The sequence below is a fragment of the Pseudoalteromonas mucoides genome (assembly GCF_049257175.1).
Classification (GTDB): Bacteria; Pseudomonadota; Gammaproteobacteria; order Enterobacterales; family Alteromonadaceae; genus Pseudoalteromonas.
The window spans coordinates 37,911-61,135 of record NZ_JBMMUC010000003.1 but is presented as its reverse complement, the minus strand read 5'-3'; the positions used below and the strand labels follow the sequence as shown (position 1 = coordinate 61,135).

The 23,225-nt window shown below is 39.7% G+C and carries 19 protein-coding genes and 2 pseudogenes; 12 read left to right on the top strand and 9 right to left on the bottom strand.

All coding sequences use genetic code 11. The annotated features are described in order from the left end of the window. From AAEU30_RS03635 to AAEU30_RS03620, 4 genes are all read right to left on the bottom strand, one after another. Window positions 1–495, bottom strand: a complete 495-nt coding sequence (locus tag AAEU30_RS03635; protein WP_421959356.1) for a PTS sugar transporter subunit IIA — start codon at window positions 493–495, stop codon at window positions 1–3. A 2-nt stretch (window positions 496–497) separates the two neighbouring features. Continuing rightward, entirely contained in the window at window positions 498–890 is a 393-nt protein-coding gene (locus tag AAEU30_RS03630) for an ACT domain-containing protein (RefSeq protein ID WP_421959355.1), read from the bottom strand. Window positions 891–1,108: 218 nt separating this feature from the next. Further along, window positions 1,109–3,259 (bottom strand): phosphate acetyltransferase, encoded by a 2,151-nt coding sequence (pta, locus tag AAEU30_RS03625; protein ID WP_421959354.1) that lies wholly within the window; start codon window positions 3,257–3,259, stop codon window positions 1,109–1,111. 1 nt (window position 3,260) lies between these two features. Next, complete coding sequence (locus AAEU30_RS03620; protein ID WP_421959353.1) at window positions 3,261–4,475, bottom strand: acetate kinase; 1,215 nt, start codon at window positions 4,473–4,475, stop codon at window positions 3,261–3,263. Between the two features lie 298 nt (window positions 4,476–4,773). Here AAEU30_RS03620 and yfbV point away from each other — a divergent pair, with 298 nt between their 5' ends. Continuing rightward, window positions 4,774–5,220 carry a terminus macrodomain insulation protein YfbV gene (gene yfbV, locus AAEU30_RS03615; protein ID WP_087534345.1) on the top strand — a complete coding sequence of 149 codons (447 nt, stop codon included), beginning with the start codon at window positions 4,774–4,776 and terminating at the stop codon, window positions 5,218–5,220. Here the strand turns inward: yfbV and rlmA are convergent. From rlmA to xthA, 3 genes are read right to left on the bottom strand one after another with little or no spacing between them, the layout of a single operon-like run. Then, a complete protein-coding gene (rlmA, locus tag AAEU30_RS03610; protein WP_421959352.1) occupies window positions 5,217–6,017 on the bottom strand; it encodes a 23S rRNA (guanine(745)-N(1))-methyltransferase in 801 nt (266 codons plus the stop codon). The genes yfbV and rlmA overlap by 4 nt on opposite strands. Further along, window positions 6,014–6,688, bottom strand: coding sequence for an energy-coupling factor ABC transporter permease (locus AAEU30_RS03605; protein WP_421959351.1), 675 nt, complete (start codon window positions 6,686–6,688; stop codon window positions 6,014–6,016). Before AAEU30_RS03605 ends, rlmA begins: the two co-directional genes overlap by 4 nt. Window positions 6,689–6,694: 6 nt before the next feature. Beyond that, window positions 6,695–7,501, bottom strand: coding sequence for an exodeoxyribonuclease III (xthA, locus tag AAEU30_RS03600; protein ID WP_421959350.1), 807 nt, complete (start codon window positions 7,499–7,501; stop codon window positions 6,695–6,697). A gap of 238 nt (window positions 7,502–7,739) precedes the next feature. Here xthA and AAEU30_RS03595 point away from each other — a divergent pair, with 238 nt between their 5' ends. The 4 genes from AAEU30_RS03595 (at window position 7,740) to rluB (ending at window position 10,504) form a co-directional block, all read left to right on the top strand. Beyond that, window positions 7,740–8,171, top strand: coding sequence for an exonuclease III (locus tag AAEU30_RS03595; RefSeq protein ID WP_421959349.1), 432 nt, complete (start codon window positions 7,740–7,742; stop codon window positions 8,169–8,171). A 206-nt stretch (window positions 8,172–8,377) separates the two neighbouring features. After that, a complete protein-coding gene (locus tag AAEU30_RS03590; RefSeq protein ID WP_421959348.1) occupies window positions 8,378–8,899 on the top strand; it encodes an EF-hand domain-containing protein in 522 nt (173 codons plus the stop codon). 148 nt (window positions 8,900–9,047) lie between these two features. Then, window positions 9,048–9,638: an SMC-Scp complex subunit ScpB gene (gene scpB / locus AAEU30_RS03585; protein WP_421959347.1), complete on the top strand. Its 591-nt coding sequence runs from the start codon at window positions 9,048–9,050 to the stop codon at window positions 9,636–9,638. Then, window positions 9,635–10,504 (top strand): 23S rRNA pseudouridine(2605) synthase RluB, encoded by an 870-nt coding sequence (rluB, locus tag AAEU30_RS03580; protein ID WP_087534338.1) that lies wholly within the window; start codon window positions 9,635–9,637, stop codon window positions 10,502–10,504. The genes scpB and rluB overlap by 4 nt, the downstream gene beginning before the upstream one ends. A 58-nt stretch (window positions 10,505–10,562) precedes the next feature. On the opposite strand, the gene AAEU30_RS03575 is transcribed toward rluB, so the two are convergent. Beyond that, window positions 10,563–11,315, bottom strand: coding sequence for a YciK family oxidoreductase (locus AAEU30_RS03575; protein WP_421959346.1), 753 nt, complete (start codon window positions 11,313–11,315; stop codon window positions 10,563–10,565). 252 nt (window positions 11,316–11,567) lie between these two features. Here AAEU30_RS03575 and AAEU30_RS03570 point away from each other — a divergent pair, with 252 nt between their 5' ends. From AAEU30_RS03570 to AAEU30_RS03545, 6 genes are all read left to right on the top strand, one after another. Beyond that, window positions 11,568–13,997 carry a VolA/Pla-1 family phospholipase gene (locus AAEU30_RS03570; protein ID WP_421959345.1) on the top strand — a complete coding sequence of 810 codons (2,430 nt, stop codon included), beginning with the start codon at window positions 11,568–11,570 and terminating at the stop codon, window positions 13,995–13,997. A gap of 111 nt (window positions 13,998–14,108) precedes the next feature. After that, window positions 14,109–15,122 (top strand): protease SohB, encoded by a 1,014-nt coding sequence (gene sohB, locus AAEU30_RS03565; protein ID WP_421959344.1) that lies wholly within the window; start codon window positions 14,109–14,111, stop codon window positions 15,120–15,122. A gap of 294 nt (window positions 15,123–15,416) precedes the next feature. Beyond that, window positions 15,417–17,189 carry a DUF4856 domain-containing protein gene (locus AAEU30_RS03560; protein ID WP_421959343.1) on the top strand — a complete coding sequence of 591 codons (1,773 nt, stop codon included), beginning with the start codon at window positions 15,417–15,419 and terminating at the stop codon, window positions 17,187–17,189. Window positions 17,190–17,282: 93 nt separating this feature from the next. Further along, the gene (locus AAEU30_RS03555; protein WP_421959342.1) at window positions 17,283–18,560 is read left to right on the top strand and encodes an imelysin family protein; all 1,278 of its coding nucleotides are present in this window, start codon (window positions 17,283–17,285) and stop codon (window positions 18,558–18,560) included. 9 nt (window positions 18,561–18,569) lie between these two features. After that, on the top strand, window positions 18,570–20,774 hold the full coding sequence (locus tag AAEU30_RS03550; RefSeq protein WP_421959341.1) for a TonB-dependent receptor family protein: 2,205 nt from the start codon (window positions 18,570–18,572) through the stop codon (window positions 20,772–20,774). 12 nt (window positions 20,775–20,786) lie between these two features. Continuing rightward, the gene (locus tag AAEU30_RS03545; protein ID WP_421959340.1) at window positions 20,787–21,782 is read left to right on the top strand and encodes a sterol desaturase family protein; all 996 of its coding nucleotides are present in this window, start codon (window positions 20,787–20,789) and stop codon (window positions 21,780–21,782) included. Between the two features lie 45 nt (window positions 21,783–21,827). Here AAEU30_RS03545 and AAEU30_RS03540 read toward each other — a convergent pair. Beyond that, window positions 21,828–22,016 (bottom strand): annotated as a pseudogene (locus AAEU30_RS03540) (cation:dicarboxylate symporter family transporter); the annotation flags it as partial. A gap of 101 nt (window positions 22,017–22,117) precedes the next feature. On the opposite strand from AAEU30_RS03540, the pseudogene AAEU30_RS03535 reads away from it, so the two are divergent. Beyond that, window positions 22,118–23,164, top strand: a pseudogene (locus AAEU30_RS03535) (transposase). Window positions 23,165–23,225 lie beyond the last annotated feature (61 nt).

Below are 23,225 nucleotides of genomic sequence, written 5' to 3'. Positions count from 1 at the left end.
TTACTTCTTAGTTAATGTTAAAAGAGTGTCAGTCCCAGCATTGACATGAGACAAAGAAAAATACATCGGCTTTAACTGATGGCCGTTTAACAAAATTAAACTGGCAAGTAGCGGGGTGGTTAAATCACGTAAATCAAAGTAAGCAAGTCGTTGGCCTTTGGTTATTTTACTACCATTGAGCTGTGCAATATGGGTATGGTGAATGTCGTTTTTTTGGTCAAAGTGCAAATTAATTAACACTTTTAGACCATTTTTTGCTTGCAAAATAAACTCTCCCCCCGCATTTTTTACTTGTAATAAAATGCCATCAAATGGAGATAATATTTTGTGGCTAGTTAACTCCACCATAATACCAGGGCCAACAGTGCCATAGCTGAAGAAGGGCTCTGGATGCTCACTCAATGGGAGAACTTTGCCGCTAAAAGGACTGCAAATAGCCAAGGTATTAGTTTTAATTTGCTGCTGTGGCAAATAAGTTATATCGTTATTTTGCATTCTTAGATTGAGTCACCTATTACAGTGTAACCGTCTTTTTTAAGTGATTTTATAGCATCATTAATGGCTTGTTTTTTCACCAGCACGTAGTCGGTATCATAGGTTGATATGGCAAAAATAGAGATATTAGCTTGGGCTAATACGCCAGAAATATTGGCCATGATACCTGTTAGTGAAAACCCGAGTGGCCCAACAACTTCAAGAGCTAACCAATTGTGCTCAGCATCAAGGCTTTTAATAGCAAAATCACTTGGACATACAATCGATAGTTCATCATACGTTTTAGCAATGAAAAACAGTGTTTGTTTGAATAATTCAGTTGGGACAGGGCTATCAACATCAAGGCTATGAATAGTAAATTCAGTACTGTGAAGTTGTAACGTTTGTTTCGACATTAAAAGCCCTTTTCTTTAACCACCTTGGTTTATCAATAGTATAGTTTAAAAGGGTCGAATAAAAGAGTAATCTTGTCCACAATTTCTGTGGATAACAATGGGATTAAAAAGGTATAACCGACTTAAGGTATTAATATAGCGTTCATTTTTAATTTGGGTAGATAAACGACAGCGATGGTGTAAAGCAAAAGGGCATTGCTTTACACCATCATAAAATACTACTTATCACTCACTTGAGCTGCTTGAATTGCAGTCAAAGCAATCGTGTAAACAATGTCATCAACTAAAGCACCACGACTTAAATCGTTTACGGGCTTACGCATACCTTGCAGCATTGGACCAATACTGATCAAGTCGGCGCTTCTTTGTACGGCTTTATAGGTTGTGTTACCAGTATTTAAATCTGGGAAAATAAATACAGTAGCTTTACCAGCGACAGGGCTATTCGGCGCTTTTTTCAGTGCCACATTTTCCATAATTGCTGCATCGTATTGCAGTGGACCATCAATAATTAAATCAGGACGCTTTTGTTGAGCAAGTTTTGTTGCTTCACGAACTTTCTCAACATCAGCGCCAGTGCCAGAAGTACCTGTGCTGTAACTTATCATCGCGACTCGTGGCTCAATACCGAACGCTTGAGCAGAGTCGGCGGATTGAATTGCAATATCAGCCAGTTGCTCGGCGGTTGGATCTGGGTTAATTGCACAATCACCGTAGACCAGTACTTGATCAGGTAACAACATAAAAAACACCGATGATACTAACGAAGAGCCTGGGGCTGTTTTGATTAATTGCAGTGGCGGTCTTATTGTATTTGCAGTGGTATTAACAGCACCTGACACTAAGCCATCAACAATACCACGCTCTAACATCATGGTGCCTAATACAACATTATCTTGCAGCTGTTCTTGGGCTACAACTTCAGTTAAGCCTTTGCCTTTTCGAATTTCAACCATAGGTGCAACATAATCATTGAGTACAGATTGAGGCTCTATGATGGTTACATTTTCATTTAGCTCAACACCTTGCTGGCTTGCAACGCGGCGAATTTCTTCTCGATCGCCAAGTAAAATTGTTTTTGCGATACCGCGTTGTCCGCAGATAGCGGCAGCTTTAATAGTACGTGGTTCGTTGCCTTCAGGTAAAACAACCGTTTTATTGGCGTTACGTGCTTTATCTGTTAGTAAATAACGAAATGCAGGAGGTGACATTTTACGGGTTCTACCCACACTTTGCGCAAGCGTGTCTAACCAGTCAGAATCAATATGGCTTGCGTTATGATGTTTGACTTTGTCAATTCGTTGTTCATCATCACAGGGTACTTCCATATTAAAGTTATGTAATAACAAAGAGGTACGCCAAGTATCTGCGTCTGTGCATAAAATAGGTAGACCTGTTGCCATTGCTTGTTCACATAACGTCATTATGCGAGGTTCTGGCATAAAACCGCCCGTTAGTAAAATGGCACCAATTTTAGTTCCATTCATTGCAGACAAGCATGCAGCGACTAAAACATCAGAGCGATCTCCTGGTGTTACAAGTAATGCGCCAGGGGTAAAGTGATTAAGAATGTTTGATACAGTTCGTGCGCAAAATGTCACGCGGCGCAATCGCCTGTGTGCCATATCCCCTTCATTGAGCACTTGTGCTTTTAAATAATTGCTTAAATCTTTTACACGAGGTGCAACTAATTCAAAGTCCCAAGGTATTGAACCGAGCAACATAAAAGGGTGTTTTCTGAATATAGGCAAGGAGGCTAAGCGATTAAGCTCATTTTCAAGCGCCTCAGGGTTATGCGAATCAACTAAGTCGGCACGGGCACGACCTTCATCATCAAGCGGGGCATTTACTTTGTTAAATATACAACCAAGCACGCGTGCATGGCCTACGCCACCATAATAACCAGCGGCAATTTCTAATCTATCTTCAATGTGATCGTTACTGTCATTGCCTGGGGTCAGTACAAAAATAATTTCAGCACCTAAGGTTTGGGCTATTTCACGGTTTACCCGGCCAGCGTAAGGTTGGCGGCGTGTAGGCACCATACCTTCAATAATCGCAACTTCATCATTACTGATAGTGCTTTCAAAGCGTTCTACAATTTCTTCAAGTAAATCATCACCTTTACCATCGCCGATCATTTGCTCTGCATAATCTAATGCAAATGGTGTCGGTGGGTTTATAGGTGAGCCTTGCGTAACAATTAAGGTTGATTTTTCAGGCCCTGTTTCGCCAGAGCGGGGTTGTGCGATGGGTTTAAAAAAATTTACTTTTACCGCTTTTTGTTCAAGTGCACGTACTAAACCGACTGACACCGACGTTAAACCAACACCGGTAGAGATTGGGACTAACATAATTCGACGAGCCATATTATTGCTCCTGTGCAATGGTTGCAGCATCGCGGGCGATTACCCACTCTTCATTGGTCGGCATTACAACAGCGGTTGTATTAGCATGTGCTGAACTGATTATGCCCTCGCTACCAAAACGAGCATTCAAATTTGCTTGCTCATCACAATCTAACCCTAAAAAGGCAAGTTGCTTGATTACTTTTTGACGAATTATATCTGAGTTCTCGCCAATGCCGCCGGTAAAAATAAGTGCGTCTAAGCGTTGTATTGGCACCATAAATGCGGCAATTTGTTTTGCAAGACGATAACAAAACATATCAAGAGCAAGCATCGCTCTTTTGTTTCCAGTTACCGCTGCGTCTTCAATAGTTCTGCAGTCATTTGACAGCTCACTGATACCTAATAAACCACTTTCTTTATTTAATAAGTCATCAATTTGAGCTGCGCTATAATCAAGCTGTGTAGTTAAAAAATTAAATAATCCCGGGTCTATATCACCACTGCGGGTTCCCATCATTAAGCCCTCAAGAGGGGTGAGTCCCATACTCGTATCAACGCTTATCCCATTTTTAATGGCGCATACCGAGCAGCCATTGCCTAAGTGCGCACTTATGAAGTTGCTATGCTCTAGAGGTTTTTCTAGTAACTTGGCTGTTTGACTTGCAACGTAATAATGGCTGGTGCCATGAAAGCCATAGCGCCTCACTCCATAATCGGTGTAAAGCTTGTAAGGTAGGGCATATAGATAAGCAACTTGTTCCATTGTTTGATGGAATGCAGTATCAAAAACGGCTATTTGTGGGAGCCCTTTAAATGAGGCTTGTGCAGCAGCGATACCCAATAAATTTGCATGGCCATGTAATGGAGCAAGAGCCGCAGCTTTTGTTATACCTTCAATAACAGATTCATCAATGAGTACTGATTTAGTAAAATGCTCTCCACCGTGAACAACACGGTGACCAACAGCAATCAGGTTTTCTGCCAAACTATGATCTTTAATGAGCTTAACTAACGTATCTATCGCGTTTGCATGTGCTTGGCCTTTATCAAGTTCAACGACAGTTTTTTTGCCTTGAAACTTATATTTAATCGATGGAGTGTCCGAGCCTAATCGTTCAGCAAGGCCTGAAATAACTTCATCAGATGTTTGCGCATCTAAAATCGCAAATTTTAAACTTGAACTTCCACAATTAAGTACAAGCACATGGTGGGGGGAACTCGGTTGCAAAGGCATATAAAAGTCTCATTATTGTGTATGTCTGTAAGTGCGCATTAAGTTAAGCTGATGTATATCTATTGTGATAGTGCTATACAGGCTAAAGATAAATAGTATTTTGCCGATTAACAACTATGATTAAACCAAAGTCTAGTTGACTTAATGCTTAAATATTTTAACTCATTTATTGAATTAACGTTAGCCATAACCTTGATCAAACACAAGGATAGTAATTAGATTTTACAAAGGAATGTCGTTTTGGGTATGGTACACTCAAAGAGTCTAACCGTTAAACTAGCGACACCTAGGAGTCATGATGCAAAAAAGTGTGATGTCACAAGTCCAAACTGGTCGAGAGTACGCAAAAAAGTGGCCAATGCGAAAAGAGCTAGCCCCGTTATTTGCTGAGTTTAAGGTCATTAAAGCCACTGAACATGCAATTACAGTTATGCCGATATTGGCAATGTTAACGTTATTTATGCAAATTAATTATCTAGGAAGTGATTTTTTACCGCAAGCGATTGCCGTAGCGCTGTTCTTTTTATCTTTGCCGCTACAAGGGCTGTTGTGGTTAGGTAAGCGTGCAGAGACCACACTTGAACCAGCAATGGAACATTGGTTTAAAGAGCTTCATACTAAAATGGTGGCTAATGGTTACCAAGGTGCTTTGGGTAAAAACAAACCACGCTACGCAGATTTGGCCCATTTACTTAACGATATGTTTGATAAAATGGACCGTGCTTTTACTAAAGAAAACCTCTAATCAACTTTAGTAAAATGACTTACATAAAATGACAGGGTGACAGTGTGTTCACCTTGTTGCTCTAATTCTTGCCAATGTTCTGGTCTAAACTTCCATGCAAATGGTGTCATAGTAATCAGGTTTTTAACGTCCTCAAACCCAAGTTTCACCTGTTGTTCAATTAAACCTTGTTGGGTTAATGTAAAACCTCTAGGCACATCAATAGGTGTATGTGCGTTTACTTCTCTATAAATTTTTTGTTTTAACTCTTTTAAGTGCCAAGGGCCTGGGCTTGCGACAATCAGTGAACCATTTTGGCTCAATAAACGAGCGAGCTCTTGTTCAAATAATGGCGCAAAAATACTCACAAGAACATCAGCTTGACTATCAGAAAATGGAGCTTGGCTTATTGAGGCAACACTAAATTGGCAGTTTTCATAGCGTTTGGCGGCATATTTAATGGCTGACTTAGATATATCAACACCATACACCTTACTTTGGCACTGGTTTGCAATTGCGTGTGTGTAAAAGCCTTCTCCACAACCTAAATCTATCACACTCTTTGGAGTAAGCCCTGCGACAAGCTCAGCAATTGCTTGTTGTAAAAACTGATAGTGCCCGGTGCTTAAAAATGCTCGTCGAGCTTGCACCATATCAAGGTTATCCCCAGGCTGTTTTGAGTTTTTATTTTGCACGGGTAAGAGGTTAACATAGCCTTCTTTAGCATAATCGAAAGTATGATTATTAACACAACGCAGTGATTTTTCACTTAGTTGCAAAGTTGTTTGGCATAAAGGGCATTGATACGCGAGACTCATGAGTCTAGATAGTCCTTGTCATAGAATGTTTTCACCCAGTGTGGGCGATAAGTAATAAGTATGGAAATAGCCATGCCGTTTAGCATGGCTTCAGGAAACCAAATAATGGCGCATAGGTATAAGTAATTTTCACTTAATTCATACCAATTATAATTTCCTGAAAAATAATAAAAGGCACTTACTGTCGCTATTTTAACGCAACTGACTAACGCTGCGCATAAAAAACTGCAGATAAATATATAAATAAAGAAATGGCGCGGTAATAGGTTATAACAAATAATAAAAACAGCGTAAGTAAACAGTATAGGAATAAATGCTGTTAATAATAAATGTAAGGGCAATTGTACTAAGCTAAGTTGGCCAAAAGCTACAAGCAGAGCACTTGCGCACAGTGCACTTAAAATAGCAAAGCGCCAACCAAGCACTAAAGTGATAGCGGTGACACCTAATATGTGGAGTTCAAGGCCTGGTAGAATACCCGCTTTAATCTGCCATAAAACACAGAATACGATTGCGCAGGAAAATACGCCGGTTTGACGTGCAGGTGTTGTAATAAGGCTTTTATAGAGTGCTTTATCAAAACTGCTCCAAGCAATAACCCCAACCACAAGCCATAAAACCAATAGCATATTCATACTGATAAGAACTGTAAGATCAGGGTTATTAAACATTGTAAATTAACTAAAAGTTGACCAAATTGGCGCATGATCAGACGGCTTTTCTATGCCTCTTAATTCATAGTCAATACCTGCATCGGTACAGCGTGCTGCTAATGCTGGCGTAGCAAGGACTACATCGATACGCAGGCCTCGGTTGTCATCAAACCCTTTTGAGCGGTAATCAAACCAAGAGTATTGCTCACCTGTGTCAGGGTAAAGTTCACGGTAGGTATCCTTAAAGCCCCAATTCATTAATGTAGCTAGCCACTCACGTTCAACTGGTTGAAAAGAGCATTTGCCAGTTTTTAACCAGCGTTTACGGTTTGGCTCGCCAATACCAATGTCTAAATCGGTTGGAGAAATATTTATATCTCCCATGACGATGACATCTTCATCCGAAGTATGGTTAGTCTCAAGGTGAGTCATAAGATCTTTATAAAATTGGCGCTTATAAGGAAACTTTGTTTCGTGATTAATGTTGTCACCTTGTGGAAAGTAGCCATTCATAACCGTTAGGTCTCGGCCATTTTCTTGTGTAACGGTTACACTGATCATACGTTTTTGTGATTCATCAGTATCAGAAGCAAAACCTTTAAATACTGACTTAGGCTCACTCTTACAGAGCATAGCTACACCGTAATGAGCCTTTTGGCCATGAAAGTAAACGTGGTAACCCATTTTTTGTACATCATCTAAAGGGAAAGCTTCATCATGTACTTTGATTTCTTGCAAGCCAATAACATCAGGTTGATGTTTATCAATGATAGCTTGAAGTTGGTGAAGTCGGGCGCGAAGCCCATTGATGTTAAATGAAATAACTTTCATATTATTGGCCTAAAGTGCATATTTATTTGCGACAAATTCTATCATTAAAATGTCGATGGTACATGTGATTATTTGGAAATATAAGTGGACTAATGTTGAACAAATGATGATTAAATATTAAACATTGTTAAACTTAAATTAATTAAAAAATTAAATTGATTATTCAGTTGATCTGATTTTTCTTGTATATATAATGCGCGAAATTCACCCGTTCACTCCATATTCATAAAGGTAAATCATGAAAAAACAGCTTTTAACTTTATTCGTTGCAACAGCTTCACTCTCTCACGTTGCTCAAGCAGCTCAGTACTTCAGTGCTGATAAAAAAATTGAATCTCAACTTTGCTCAATTAGTGCAAACGAAGGTTTTTCTGCCGCACGTAAAGTAGCTCACCAACATGGTATTTTTATCTCTCGTCACTCACAGAGTATTTTATGTAATGGTCAAGACATTCGTGATATTGCTAAAAAAGAGAGTAATACAAAGCGTAATGTAAAAGTTGTAGAAGTGTTTGCCACCAATGATCAAACTGAAACTCAACTTTGTGTTACTGCAGTAAAGCAAGGTCTTACACCTGTGCGTGAAAAAATTGGCAACTTAAACTCATTACGCTGTAATGGAGAGCCAGTAACTGATTTTGTTAAACGTTATCAAAATGCAGCAATATAACGGTTAATTATTGTAAAGAAGCGCTGATTAGCGCTTTTTTTATGCCTGCAATTTTTACAAAAGTCGTGCAATCATTTTATAGTCTCATTCTGTAGGTGAAATCTATAGCAACTTAACTTGTTGATAGTATGGTGTTTATAATATTGGCGTAGTCCTTGTATTATTTCGTTTGAATTTAATTTTTATTTATTACAAGGAAACGTCTTATGAAAAAGTTAACACTTGCATCAACTATTTTAGCCGCTCTTACTCTAAGCGCATGTTCAGCGAATTCTTCTCTTGCAAAAATCGATAGTGATTTTGGTAGCTTAGACAATGATGATGATGGCTATATTTCTAAAGTCGAAGCTGACGATGACGATATTTGGGAGCATTTTTCAAACATCGATACCAATATGGATGAGCAAATTAGCCGCAAAGAATTTGCAAATTACACTCACCTAAATACAGGTAAAGTTGCAACAGACAGCGAAGTAACTGAGTCAGCATTTAAGGCAGAAATTGCAAAATTTGATCCGATTGAAAGTGATTTTAAGTCATTAGATAACGATCGTAATGGTTATATCTCAGTCGTTGAAGCAAACGATGACGATATTTCAAATCACTTTGGTTATATGGATAGCAATAAAGACAAGCGTGTAAGCAAAAACGAATTTGTCACTTATATCAAAACTCATGGTAGTGACGTTGCTGAAGATGAAGCTCTTGAAATGGTAAAAAATAGCTAATTTTATTTTTAGTGATACTAATGCCAGCTTTATGCTGGCATTTTTGCTTTTTTAGATAATAAATTTTCCAACCTAGCTAATGTTCTGTCATAATATAACGCTCATAATATCCAACCTTTAGCGCGTCTATTCTTAAATGGTTATTTAAATGGCAACAAAACGAATTAGTGATGAGCAACTTATTGAAATCATTGAAGCGGCAATTTTTGTTGCAGGTAAGCCGTTAAGTAAGCGGCACCTTAAAGAAACCGTTTTAAGTGAATTAAGCGTATCGATGTCGCGAGTTAATGATGCTATTGATGATATTCAAATTCATTATCAAACGCGGGGTATTCGATTAGTCGAAGTCGGCAGTGGGTATCGGTTTCAAGCTTGTGCAAGTTTAGCTCCATGGCTGAGTAACTTATTTCAAGAGCGAGCGCCTAAATATTCTCGGGCGCTGTTAGAAACACTGTCACTCATTGCATATCGTCAGCCTATTACACGTGGTGAAATCGAGCAAGTCCGTGGTGTGGCTGTGGGTTCTGGAATTATGAAATCCTTACTTGAAAGAGAGTGGGTACAAGTGGTGGGCCATAAAGAGGTGCCAGGAAGGCCTGCTTTATATGCGACTACAAAACAATTTTTAGATTATTTTTCGTTAACGGGTCTTGATAATTTACCGGATTTGCCAAAGCAGCAACAAAGTAAAATAGATCAGTTATTGAGTGATCCTTCTGTGAGAGAACTATCCGAATGAGTATACAAGGTGAAAAGTTACAAAAAGTCCTAGCCCGTGCTGGCGTAGGTTCACGTCGTGAGATGGAAAAATACATTGATGCAAATCGTGTGAGTGTAAATGGTAAAGTTGCTAAGTTAGGTGATCGGGTCGAAGAGACCGACCAAATCCGTGTTGACGGCCACACCGTTAAAATTGAAGAAAAAGCGGAGCGTATTTGCCGCGTAATAATGTACAACAAACCTGAAGGTGAATTGTGTACACGTAAAGACCCAGAAGGGCGCCGCACCGTGTTTGATCGCTTACCACGCATTGACGGCGAACGTTGGATTGCTGTAGGTCGTTTGGATATCAATACAGCTGGTTTAATGTTATTTACTAATGATGGTGAGTTGGCTAACCGTTTAATGCACCCAAGTTATGAAGTTGAACGTGAGTATTCTGCACGGGTATTTGGTGAAGTGACTAATGAGACTATTAAGAACTTAACCAAAGGTGTTGAGCTTGAAGATGGTATGGCTAAATTTCTAAACATAAAACCACTTGGCGGTGAGGGAATTAATCGCTGGTATAATGTCACACTAACTGAGGGGCGTAATCGTGAAGTGCGTCGTTTATGGCAATCTCAAGAGGTGGAAGTCTCTCGTCTAATTCGTATTCGCTACGGAAAGTTAGAGCTTGATAAGCGTTTACCACAAGGTGGCTGGAGCGAACTTGATTTAGAAACTGTTAACTACCTACGCAAAACTGTAAAACTGGGTCGTGAAACACAAACTAAACTGTCAGTTATGCCTGAAAAGCGCAAAGATAAACGCGCCAAAATTAACCAAATACGTAAAGCGGTTAAAAAGCACAACAACCGTGTGAAGCAAACTAAACGCCGTTAACTCACCGCATTAGATCAAAAAAGCCGCTTTAGAGCGGCTTTTCTATTTTAGCATCGGATTATGCAGGCTTTTTTCCCTGCGCATCTAATGACTGCCCGTTAATATCTTTAGAGTCATCACTCATTAGATATAAGTAAGTAGGCATTAAGTCTTCTGGTGTTGCTAGTTTATCTCGGTCTTCACCAGGGTATGCCGTTGCACGCATTGAAGTACGAGTAGCGCCAGGGTTGATACAATTTATACGAATATTAGTTTTGCCAACTTCTGCAGCCCACGTTTGCATCATGCCTTCAACCGCAAATTTAGAAATAGCATAAGCTCCCCAAAATTCACGACCTTGGCGACCAACTCCTGACGAAGTAAAGATAACTGAAGCATTAGGTGATTTGCGTAATACTGGAAACATATATTTAGTGATCATCGCTTGTGCGGTTACATTCACTTTCATAATGTTGTCAAACGTTGAGGCGCAAAAGTGCTCTAAAGGGCCTAATGAGCCGATGATGCCTGCGTTATTTAATAAACCATCCAATTTACCAAATTGCTGTTCAATGGTAACGCCTAAATCACGGTAATTTTGTTTCGTTGCGCCTTTTAAATCCATTGGCACTATCGCTGGCTTTGGTCCACCTAAAGAAATAATTTCGTCATACACGCATTCTAGCTTTTTAGTTGTTTTGCCAAGTAAGATTACTGTAGCTCCGTGTTGCGCGTAAGTTAAAGCCGCAACGCGGCCAATACCATCGCCAGCACCCGTGATCAGAATAACTTTGTCTTGCAGGGCATTTTTAGCCGCTTTATAGGTCTGCATAATAGAGGTCCAAAAGTATCAATTTTTGTGATTTTAACATAGCAAATCCCCAAGTTATCGAATTTATTGCAAAATAAGGTGGCGAAATTTGAAACTTTACGTTAACTTTAACTGGTCTAATGTCTCATTAATAAACTAATTACATTATTTTAACTATTATTGACAATATCCATGACAATAAATTAGAACCATTAACTATACTTATTCAACTGAACACACAATAAAAATAAGATTATGTGCGGAGCAAATCATATGAAAAAAATGCTACTCTCACTCGCAATTACAGCTGCACTTGCTGGTTGCGGCGGCGGTGAAACGTTAGAAGATGTGAAGAACGACACACCACCGGTTATCCCTACTGCGACCGTTTATTTTGACCCTGCTAACGGAGATATTTCCGTACCGAATGACCTGTTAATGAGTGGCACAAAAGATGGCACGATTAATATTCCGGATGAATTAGATGAAGATGGCGTATCAGTACCGCGTGCAGACTATGCTGATCCATCAATGGCACTAGGAGCCCTAGATGGTTGGTCTAGCCAAGTTCCGTACAAAATAGATCTCGTTATGCCAACATTTGTCAGTGACGATGTGCCAGAGGGTGTTAGTTTAGATGCATCTTCTGCGGCTGCCCCTGGTGCTGTAAGAATATTTGAAGTAATTATGGGCGCAAGCCTAACGGATGCAGAATGTTCACAAGCACCTGCAGGCACAGCATGTAAGTTGATTGGCGAGTTAACTTTTGGGGTTGACTTTATAACTCAAGCCAGTGGTGATGCCGTGGCAGTTATTCCTCTTAAGCCGTTTAAAGCGGGCAGCTCCTACGTTAATGTATTAACTACAGATTTAAAAGATTCGTTAGGTCGCTCGATAGAGCCCTCCTCAACATACGGACTTGTTAAACAAGAAGCTCCATTAATCACTGAAGCTCAGTTGGGTTTACAAGGTGCCGTAAATAGTTACGAAAATGTGGTCACCTCCGGTGGCGCCATTAGTAAAGACGAAATTATTTACTCTGCTGCTATGACAATCCAATCAGTTGGCCCTGTACTTAACACCATTAAATCAATGCTTGCTGGAAGTTTACAAAATTCAGCGCTACCCATGCCAACTTTGCAAGTACCAACCTCTACACCAGAGACTATGATCAATGTGCAGACGGTATTAGGTTTGCCTGATACACCAGAGTATGCACTTTTTAAAGCAACAGAGTATCAAAAGGGTAGTATTATGCTACCAATGTACCTATCAACTCCGACAGGTAAAAAAATATCAGATCTAGCTGATACATATTGGCAAGGCATGTGTGATAACGCAGTCGCTGTTCTAGGTTATCAAGCTGCTGCTGGGAATGCATTCCCTACTGACCCTATCTCAATTAATGATGCCACATGTGCGGCTTTAAGTGATGGTCGTTTACGTGATTTAGGTTTAGATACAACGAAGCACTTAACTAAATATAATTCTATCCCGAAAACCCAAGCTATGGCTAATGTGCCTACTCAGGTTACAAAACCAATTTTGCCTGTTTTAAATGCAATTCGTGGTCAACTTGATATGGAAGCGTTGACAATGCCAGAGAACGGCTGGCCTGTAGTGATTATGCAGCATGGTATTACATCTAAAAAAGAAGACATGCTAGCGTTAACTGCAATTTTAACACTGCAGGGTTTTGCTACTGTTGCAATTGACCACCCTGTTCATGGTGAGCGTGGTATTGATGTTGATGGCGATGGGAACGATGACTTTAATGCGTCAACGGGTTCTGTACTTGCTTATATGAATTTACAATCATTATTGGTAGCGCGTGATAATTTAAGGCAGTCAGCTGCTGATTTATTGGGTTTACGTTTTGGTTTGAACTTTACTAATGACCCATCACTGAACGCACAGGATGTATCATTTATTGGCCATTCACTCGGTTCAATTGTGGCTCCTGCATTTGTGACTCAAGCGAATACACCATTAGATAGCCAAGTAGATGGCTTTTTCAATGTTAAAGCGGTTGCTTTAGCAAGTGGTGGTGGCGGTATTGCAAGCTTCTTGTTAGAATCTGCAAGCTTTGGCCCCTTTGTACAAGGCTCTGTTTTACTTGCCGCTGGCACCGATGAATCTGCTGAATTTGATGCTTATCGCAAAGGTCCAGCAGTAGCTAATTGTGGCGAAAGTGAAGATAGCCAAGTAAGCATTTCATGTGGTTATATTGAATACATGACTTCTTTAACCGTTGCGGGCGAAACAACTACAATTGCCAATATTCAAGGTGTAATGTCACAATTTGCGTTTGCTTCTCAAACTGCATTAGACAGCGGTGACCCAACCAACTATGCTGCGGCTGTTAAAGCGCTCGGTACGCCTGTATATATGAATGTGGTTGTAGGTGATGGCGAAGGTAATAAGAAAGATCAAGTTATACCGCCAACTACATCGATAAACCCAATCGCAGGTTCGTTGCCGCTGGCTAAACTAATGGGACTTGCTACTGTAGCAACTACGCAAGGACCAAATGAAGCGCCTGGTAGCTATGTTGTGAAATTTACTGATGGCGGCCATAGTTCAGTATTATCACCTGAAGCAAGCCCTGCTGTAACCTCAGAAATGCAGATGCAAATCGCTACCTTCTTAAAGAGTCGCGGCCTGTTTTTACAAGTTACTAACTCAGATGTCGTAACTGAATAGATTTATAGTACTCAATTCAACCAATAAGTAAAAAGCCACCTTGTGTGGCTTTTTTTTATTGTAAAGCATGGTAAATTGTTGCCAATTAAATAAAAGTACTTGGAGATATTTTTGGAATTTTTATATGAATATGGTTTGTTTTTCGCAAAAACCATTACTTTTGTGATTGCTACTATAGCAGTTGTTACTATTGTTGTTGCTTCATCAGTTAAGCCTAAAAGTAAAAAAGGTGAGATTGTTGTAGATGACTTATCTGAGCAATTAACAGAACTAAAAGATAGCTTTATTTCGAGCACTTTATCGAAAAAAGAATTAAAAACGTATCAGAAAAAGCAAAAATCTGAGGCAAAAAAAACCGAACCAGCACCATTACCTAGATTGTATGTAATTGACTTTAATGGCAGTGTTGACGCTCATGAAGTTGACAGCTTACGTGAAGAAATCAGCGCAATTTTAACGTTTGCTGATAAAGAAAAGGACAGAGTACTTGTACGATTAGAAAGTGGTGGTGGTGTAGTACATGGCTATGGCTTAGCGGCGTCTCAACTACAACGATTAACTAAAGCAGGTATTAACTTAACGGTGGCTATTGATAAGGTAGCGGCCAGTGGCGGCTATATGATGGCTTGTGTCGCTAATAAAATTGTTGCCGCTCCATTTGCGATTGTCGGTTCAATCGGTGTGATTGCTCAAATTCCTAACTTTCATAAAATACTTAAGAAGAATGACGTAGAGTTTGAACAAATCACTGCTGGTGAATATAAACGTACATTGACGTTGTTTGGCGAAAACACCGATAAAGGACGTGAGAAATTTAAAGAAGAAATAGAGCAAACTCATGGTTTGTTTAAACAATTTGTGACTGAACAACGCCCTAGCTTAGACATTGATAGCGTTGCGACAGGGGAACATTGGTTTGCGGCTCAAGCACTTGATAAAGGCTTAGTCGATGAAATCAATACCAGTGATGATTTACTTATGGCTCAGTACAAAGAAAAACAGATATATAAAGTCAGTTATAAAATTAAAAAGAACCTAAGTGATAAGCTTGCAATAGGTCTTTCTACGACAATTGGATCTGTAGGTGTATCTTTGTATTCTCGCTTTGCTAAGCTAAAACCGTAACTATATTTTTTAAACATATTATGAGTATCCTCAGTGATACTCATCTTTGTATTACTTAACTGCTTGCCTAATTACCCTTACTTTAAACAATTTATTATCCTACTCATCTCAATGTACTGCTTTGAACAAAAAACTTAGTTTTTTTGTATTGCTTGCTGTCTATGGTTTTTATTAGTTTTAGTAAAATTTAAAACTAAATTAAGTTTTTCTAACAAATAAATGAGGATAGTATTGATTCCCATTTAATAAAGCGTGTAAGATTACCATTAATGGTTACAACTAAACGGTAATATAATGATCTTAAAAAAAACACTTCTTAGTACTGCTATTTTTGCAGCAACACTTGGTTTAACCGCATGTGGTGGTTCAGACTCAAACGATAACAACAATAATGGCAATGATTCTGATACAACTGCTCCAGCGAACACAGCCCCTTCAGACATCACTTTATCAGCTGCAGTAGTAAATGATGATGTAATAGCTGGCGAAGTGGGGACTTTATCAGCAACTGATGATACTGATTCAGGGCTTACATTTACTCTTGCAGATGACGAAGATAGATTTGAAATTGTTAATGACACCACGCTTAAACTTAAAAGCGGTATTGCATTAAACTTTGAACAAGAAGCGCAAGTAACTGTGGCAATTACTGTTACAGACGCAGGCGGTCTTAGCTTCACTAAAGAATTAGACGTGAGCGTAACGGATATAGAGGCTGTTGATGGTGAAAATATCTATGAATTTGCATCAAAGCTTGGAAGCGATGGTTCTTCAGTAAGTTATACGGGTCAAATTGCACGCCATGCATTATCAGCTGAAATCAAGCATTACGTAGGCCAGCTAACAACAGAATATGTTACCAATAATAGCCTGACCGGCGATGATGTAAAAGCTCAACTTATGGCGCTTTGGGGTGATTATGAAGCTGTAAAAGACAACACGATGAGCTTTGTGCCAGCAGATAGTGTGCAAAAATCATTTGCTGATATCTCTTCTTCAGGTAAAGAGCTATCGGGTAAAGTGGCAGGTGAAGATGCAGCTAAAATGTACAAAGACTGGTTAGTAGATGGCACATTTCTAGGCTGGACTGACTTTGGTACGCAAGCGAAAACACCTGAAGGTCTAATTTATTATTATTTTGATTTATTAGCTACCAATATTGATAAACATAATAGTGGTGAAGTGTTAACGGATCCTGCGGGCAACCCAATCACTAACTTATATATCACTGCACAAGGTTTAGATTTAAACCAATTAATTCAAAAGCATACTCTAGGGGCAGTGATGTTCTCGCAGGGAACTGATGACTACCTTGAACAAGGTTTAGAGACCGATAATATAACAAGCCAAAAAGATGGCACTTCATACACTGCACTGGAGCATCAATTCGATGAAGGCTTCGGCTATTTTGGTGCGGCGCGCAATTACTTAGAATACAGCGATGACGAAATCGCTGCAAAAGATGGTCGTGATGAATTCAAAGCTGGTTATAACGATTACTCAAGTGATGGTCAAATTGATTTAGCGTCTGAGTATAATTGGGGTAACTCAACTAACGCTGCAAAACGTGATCGTGGTGCTGAGGTTCGAACTGACTTTACAGCTGCGGCGATGAATGCATTTATCTCCGGTCGTAAGCTTATTAATGAAGCCGTTGGCACTGCTTTGACTGATGAGCAAATGACAGAGCTTAAAGGGTATCGTGATGATGCGGTTGCTAACTGGGAATATGCAATTGCAGCGACGGTTGTTCATTACATTAATGACACCATTGCTGACTTAGAGACTATCAGCACAGGTGAATACTCAGCAGAGGACTTTGCCACTTTAGCTAAACACTATGGTGAAATGAAAGGTTTTGCTTTGAATTTCCAATTTAGCCCGTTCAGCCCATTCAACGCGCAAGGTAATGAAGATAAGTTTGCTCAATTACATACATTATTTGCTGATGCACCAGTGTTAACTGACGCAGATGCAATTGCTCAATACAAAACTGATCTAGAAGAGGCACGTGAACTTATGCAACAAGTATATGGTTTTAATGCTGAGAATGTTAGTAACTGGTAAGTTCAATTACATAGGCGATTAAGCCAAATTAAAAGGTTAGTGGAGAGCTCCGAGCTTGAAGCTAGCCTTTTTGTCGTTGTATTAGGATGTAATATGTATATAGCAAAGATTAAGTTAGCCACTGTGAGTCTCGCAGTTGTATTTGCCTTGACTGGATGCGGTGAGAGTACCTCGAGTAACCAAGGCGATGGTTTTAATGATTCTGTAACTGAAGATACGCAGCCAAATTCAGGTGCTAGCTTTGATGAAGCAAAATTGGTTTCGAGTCTCGTTGATAATGTGATCACACCTGCATTTGAACTATTTCAAACTCAAGCTCAATTACAGCAACAAACCATTAGTAATTATTGTCAATTTGAGCAGCAAAGCATTCAATCAAGCTCAGAGCAAGCCGCTACAGCATTAGTATCGGCGCAATCAGCTTGGCTAGAAACCATGGCTAGTTGGCAACAAGTTGAAATGATGCAGGTTGGGCCTTTAATTAGCAATAATGGTGAATTAAGAAGCCGTATTTACTCATGGCCTGCAATTAGCCGTTGTGGTATCGACCAAGATGTTGTTTATCATCAAGATAAAGTGATCAACCAAGACCAAACGCGGCCTTATGATATTGCTGCACGAACAGCGACTCGTCGCGGCATGTTTGCACTTCAGCACGTTTTATTTAATCAGCAATATGACCATCATTGCAGTGTTACTAATGATGCACTAGCTAATTGGAATAACCGCACTGTACACGATAGAAAAATAGCCCGTTGTGAATTTGCAGTGACAGCCGCTACAGATGTTGTCAATTCAAGTTCAGAACTTCTCGATAAATGGCTGGGCGACACAGGTTTTGCAATGCAACTCAAAACAGCTGGTCAATCAGGTTCACAATTTGACAGTGCACATGCTGCGCTCAATCATATCTCTGATGCGTTATTTTATTTAACTGAAGTAGTGAAAGACAAAAAAATAGCGGAGCCTATTGGTATTTTTCCAAACTCGTGTGGAACATCGGCTTGTCCAGAAGATGTTGAAAGTGTTGATTCAAAAAGCTCATTAGCCAATATAAAAGCTAACATTATCGCTTTTGAAGCATTATTACTTGGTCAGTTAGAAGGTAGCGATGAGCTAATCGGTTTTGATGATTACCTTAACGACGAGCAAGCAACAGCGACATTAGAGCGTATGTTAGAGGGTATAGCCCAAAGTAAAGCGGCCATTACAGCTATTGAAACGGATCTTGGCACTGCTTTAATAGATAATGAAGAGCAGGTTCGCGAGGTTCACAGCAAAGTAAAAAATATCACCGATGAGTTGAAAAACGACTTTATCAACGAGCTTGCTTTAGAGTTACCAAAAACGTCTGCTGGCGATAACGACTAAGGATAAATAATGAGATACACGCAATTAGCCTTAGCTGTAAGTCTTGCCGCTACAGGTTTCAATAGTTTTGCAAAAGATAAAGAATTTGAACATATACAAATTATTAGTCACCAAACTAGTCTACGCACAGAAGCAGGCTCTGCAACATTAATTGATGAAGCACAGCTTGAAGAGTTTGAATACGATGATATCCACCGTATTTTAGCTCAAGTGCCGGGTGTGAATATTCGCCAAGAAGATGGCTATGGCTTGCGCCCGAATATAGGCTTTCGTGGTGTGACGCCTGAGCGAAGTAAAAAAATTACTATTTTAGAAGATGGTGTACTAATAGGCCCATCACCTTATTCTGCCCCGGCTGCATATTATTTCCCAGTAACAACACGGATGACCGCCGTTGAGGTTTTCAAAGGTCCTGCTGCTATTAAATATGGTCCTCAAACTGTTGCGGGTACCTTAAATTTGGTAACTCGCCAAGTGCCTGATTATGCATCAGGGGCACTTGATTTAGCCATTGGCTCTGATGGGTATAAAAAAGCGCATGGTTATTATGGCGATCGTATCGGTGACGTTGGCTTTTTAGTTGAAGGTGTTACTTTAAAAGCGGATGGCTTTAAAGAGTTAGATGGTGGTGATGATACCGGCTTTGATAAAAACGATTTTTTAGTTAAGTTAGATTATAAAATCGCAGGCCAGGAATATGATCAACGCCTTGAGCTTAAATTGTCGTATGCTGACGAAGAATCGGATGAAACTTACTTAGGATTAACCGACGAAGACTTTAATGAAAATCCATATCGCCGCTATGCAGCTAGCCAACCTGCGAATATGGATACTAAGCACACGCAAATTATGTTTACCCACCAATTGAGTGGTGAAGATTTAAACCTAACAACGCGAATTTATCGAAATGATTATGAACGCGCTTGGTTAAAGCTCAATAGTCTTTCAAATAGTAGTGCAAGTTTGTCCGATATTATTGCGTTCCCAGAGCAGTTTTCAGGGCAGTATGACGTAATTACTGGCCAACGAGACTCAGTAGTGGCAGGAGAGACAAACTACTTTTTGAACATGGGTACTAACGACAGAAGTTATTATTCGCAAGGTATTCAAATCGATGGTAACTGGCAGCTAGCATTATTCGATTTAGCTCACACACTCTCATTTGGTATACGTTTGCATCAAGATGAAATCGAGCGCGATCATTTTGAAGACACTTATGCTATGACTGATAGCATAAATACACTCGTTGATGGTTCTCGTCGTTTTACAACCCAAAACACTGAATCGACAGGTGCATGGTCTGTGTATGTTGAAGATCAAATTAGTCTCGATAAACTAACTCTCGGTTTAGGTTTACGTGGTGAGTTTATGGATATGGAATATCAAAATGACTCAGCAGGCGAGGGGGATGATTGGCAACAAAAGACCAGCCAGATATGGTTACCAGGTGTTAGTGGCTTTTATCAATTAAGCGATAACAGTGGCTTATTATTTGGTGTTCATCAAGGTTTTGTTCCTTCGAGCCCCGCAACGGCAGTGAAAGACGGCGAAGATGAGTTTGAAAAAAGCGTTAACTATGAGCTAGGTGGTCGTTTTAATAACGGTAATACGACGCTTGAAGTTGTCGGCTTTTTAAATGATTACAGTAACCTGACTGAAAGCTGCGGGCAGTCAAATTGCGGCAGTCAAGCACAACTAGACCGCTCTTTTAGTGGTGGTGAAGTGGATGTTTGGGGGCTTGAAACCCAATTTAAACACACTTATACACTAACAGACACACTCGATTTGCCTATTAATTTTACTTACACATACACTGATAGTGAATTTAAAGAAGAGTTCTTCTCCGAGTTTATACAATGGGGTCATGTTAGAGCGGGAGATAGTTTGCCTTATTTAGCTGATCATCAAGCAAGTTTAAACTTAGGTGTGCGCCACAATGACTGGTATGTTGATATGCTGGTTAAATATACCAGTGACATGGCTGAAACAGCAGGTGTGTCGTATGAAGGCTTTGATCTTGCGCTAGCGGGCAAACATGTACCATCTCGTACTGTGGTTGATTTAGCTGCGGGTTACGATTTAGTTAATTATGGTCAAATTTATCTAAAACTAGATAACCTATTTGATGACGATAAGCTTGTCAGCCGGCGTCCATATGGTGCAAGACCGAGTAAACCTAGAACACTTACAGTAGGTTATAAATTTAGTTTTTAAATGAGATAAGTCATGATAGATACAATTTGGCAAACATTAGCCCAAACACCTGGTTATTTGTTTGACCCCAATAAACGCATTTTTATTGGCTATATCATCATGGCTTTTTTACTCGCTCTATTTGTCTATAGCGTTCGTAAAACAAAAAAAACCACAAAGGGGTTTTTTCGTTTTATGTTTGCAAAAAAAATCTGGTGGGCGCCCAGTGCTCGCCAAGATTACCAGTTGTGGTTTTATAACCGCATTCTAAAAGCGCTTTTGTTTGGGCCCATTGTGTTAACGATGGTGCCTATAGCCTTGGCAACAACAGATCTTATAGAAACGGTTTTTGGTGAGTCCTCCCCATGGATTATACCAAAAGGCGCAGTGATCACGGTTTTTACAATCTTACTGTTTATTGCCGATGACTTTTCGAGGTTTTTACTACATTATGCGCTACACAAAGTGCCATTTTTATGGCATTATCACAAAGTTCATCATTCGGCTAAAGTACTAACTCCTTTCACCATATACCGCTCGCACCCGTTTGAAAGTTATCTATATGCTTGTCGGATGGCTTTATCGCAAGGAATGGTGGTCGGTGTATGTTTTTACATATTTGGCCCCCAGCTTTCAATGTTCGATGTACTTGGGGCTAACGTGTTCGTGTTTGTATTTAATACAATGGGTTCAAATCTGCGCCATTCACATGTTTGGCTTAGTTGGGGAAGGCGCGCTGAGAATTGGTTTATTAGCCCAGCACAACATCAAATTCACCACAGCGATAACCCCAAACACTTTGATACCAATTTAGGGTCAGCACTCGCTATTTGGGATAAGCTTTTTGGTACGTTGCTCCGTGCAGATCAAGTCGGAAAAATTTCAATTGGTGTGGGGAACTATGATGCGGGGCATAACTCGATTTGGGCGATTTATACGAAACCGATAGTTGACTCGGTTAAAAGTGTTGTTCCTAAGCGCAGCAGGTTGGCAAAAAAAACCACTGAAATACAAAATAAAACGGTATGAACTAAAAGAGCCAGCATAGGCTGGCTCTTTATGTATTATGAGAACTTAGCTCACTTTTTGGTGGTAGTCTTCCAGTTCTTTTGCGGCATTAGAGTCATTAAATACAGTTTCATCTAATTGGCCTTCTGATTTTGCGACAACACAGGTAACCATACAATCTCCAGTAACATTAACGGCTGTACGAGTCATGTCAAGTAAGCGGTCAACACCAATAATAATTGCAATTCCCTCAATTAAAAATAAACAAAAAATAAACGAGACACCCATTATAAAGTTTGTATCTCGCCAATTTTTCACTAATGTTTAATTAGTATAAAAAACAAACAGGGTGAAATATGGCTACTGCAAGAAAACGTCAAGTAAGTTTGGCAGATACAAAGTACTATCACTGTATTTCACGTTGCGTTCGGCGTGCATTTTTATGTGGTGAAGATCATTTTACTGGCCAATCCTACGAACACCGCAGAGACTGGGTTGAAGATAAGCTATTAGAGTTAGCCAAAGTATTTTGTATTGATGTGTGTGCTTATGCTGTAATGAGTAACCACAGCCATTTAGTCCTGTATGTCGATGATAAAAAGGCAAACAGGTTGAATGACAAAGCAATTGTTATTCGCTGGCATAAACTGTGTAAAGGCACCTTGCTAACGCAAAAATACGTACAAGGTGAAAAGCTAAGCAAATCAGAACACATCTTTTTTAATCAAACTGTCAAACAATACCGCGAACGCTTATCAAGTATTAGCTGGTTTATGCGGCTATTAAATGAAGGTATTGCTCGCAGGGCAAATAAAGAAGATAACTGCACAGGCCGATTTTATTCGCTGCCATCCACGGCGCTCACCCTTCGGGCCGCCTAACGGGATTCAAATTTATTCCCTATAAATTTGTGGGAAGGTCGCTTAAAATCACACGCTTTACTAGATGAAGCAGCACTTGCAGCTTGTATGGCTTATGTAGACTTAAATCCGATTAGAGCAAAAATGGCTAACACACCAGAAGAATCTGTCCATACCAGCGTTCAAAAGCGGCTAATATACGCAAAAGAAGGTAAACAACCAAAACAACTACTTCGCTTTGCAGGTATGCCGTGTCAAATTATGCCAAAAGGGCTACCGTTTGAACTTAAATCGTACCTTGAACTAGTTGAGCTAACAGGGCGAGTAATGCAAGAGGATAAGCGAGGGTATATTGATAATATGAACCTCCCTTTGCTAGCAAGGTTAAACATATCTCCAGAAAACTGGTTAAAACTCACAACCCAATTTACACGTGTATTTCATGGTGCCGTAGGGAGACCATCATCACAAGCAGGTTACTGTGAAAACTTAAATAGAAAATGGCGCGCGAATATTAGTAACAGTGAGAAGCTATTTGCATAAAACTTAATTTACTCATCAGAAAAAGTTGTTACTGCAATGGTGCAGTTGTTTCTATGCGTGT

Excerpts from the sequence above, each read along its gene's own strand:
- AAEU30_RS03635 (WP_421959356.1), bottom strand. The coding sequence starts at position 495 with ATGCAAAATAACGATATAACTTATTTGCCACAGCAGCAAATTAAAACT.
- AAEU30_RS03630 (WP_421959355.1), bottom strand. The coding sequence starts at position 890 with ATGTCGAAACAAACGTTACAACTTCACAGTACTGAATTTACTATTCAT.
- pta (WP_421959354.1), bottom strand. The coding sequence starts at position 3,259 with ATGGCTCGTCGAATTATGTTAGTCCCAATCTCTACCGGTGTTGGTTTA.
- AAEU30_RS03620 (WP_421959353.1), bottom strand. The coding sequence starts at position 4,475 with ATGCCTTTGCAACCGAGTTCCCCCCACCATGTGCTTGTACTTAATTGT.
- yfbV (WP_087534345.1), top strand. The coding sequence starts at position 4,774 with ATGCAAAAAAGTGTGATGTCACAAGTCCAAACTGGTCGAGAGTACGCA.
- rlmA (WP_421959352.1), bottom strand. The coding sequence starts at position 6,017 with ATGAGTCTCGCGTATCAATGCCCTTTATGCCAAACAACTTTGCAACTA.
- AAEU30_RS03605 (WP_421959351.1), bottom strand. The coding sequence starts at position 6,688 with ATGTTTAATAACCCTGATCTTACAGTTCTTATCAGTATGAATATGCTA.
- xthA (WP_421959350.1), bottom strand. The coding sequence starts at position 7,501 with ATGAAAGTTATTTCATTTAACATCAATGGGCTTCGCGCCCGACTTCAC.
- AAEU30_RS03595 (WP_421959349.1), top strand. The coding sequence starts at position 7,740 with ATGAAAAAACAGCTTTTAACTTTATTCGTTGCAACAGCTTCACTCTCT.
- AAEU30_RS03590 (WP_421959348.1), top strand. The coding sequence starts at position 8,378 with ATGAAAAAGTTAACACTTGCATCAACTATTTTAGCCGCTCTTACTCTA.
- scpB (WP_421959347.1), top strand. The coding sequence starts at position 9,048 with ATGGCAACAAAACGAATTAGTGATGAGCAACTTATTGAAATCATTGAA.
- rluB (WP_087534338.1), top strand. The coding sequence starts at position 9,635 with ATGAGTATACAAGGTGAAAAGTTACAAAAAGTCCTAGCCCGTGCTGGC.
- AAEU30_RS03575 (WP_421959346.1), bottom strand. The coding sequence starts at position 11,315 with ATGCAGACCTATAAAGCGGCTAAAAATGCCCTGCAAGACAAAGTTATT.
- AAEU30_RS03570 (WP_421959345.1), top strand. The coding sequence starts at position 11,568 with ATGAAAAAAATGCTACTCTCACTCGCAATTACAGCTGCACTTGCTGGT.
- AAEU30_RS03560 (WP_421959343.1), top strand. The coding sequence starts at position 15,417 with ATGATCTTAAAAAAAACACTTCTTAGTACTGCTATTTTTGCAGCAACA.
- AAEU30_RS03555 (WP_421959342.1), top strand. The coding sequence starts at position 17,283 with ATGTATATAGCAAAGATTAAGTTAGCCACTGTGAGTCTCGCAGTTGTA.
- AAEU30_RS03550 (WP_421959341.1), top strand. The coding sequence starts at position 18,570 with ATGAGATACACGCAATTAGCCTTAGCTGTAAGTCTTGCCGCTACAGGT.
- AAEU30_RS03545 (WP_421959340.1), top strand. The coding sequence starts at position 20,787 with ATGATAGATACAATTTGGCAAACATTAGCCCAAACACCTGGTTATTTG.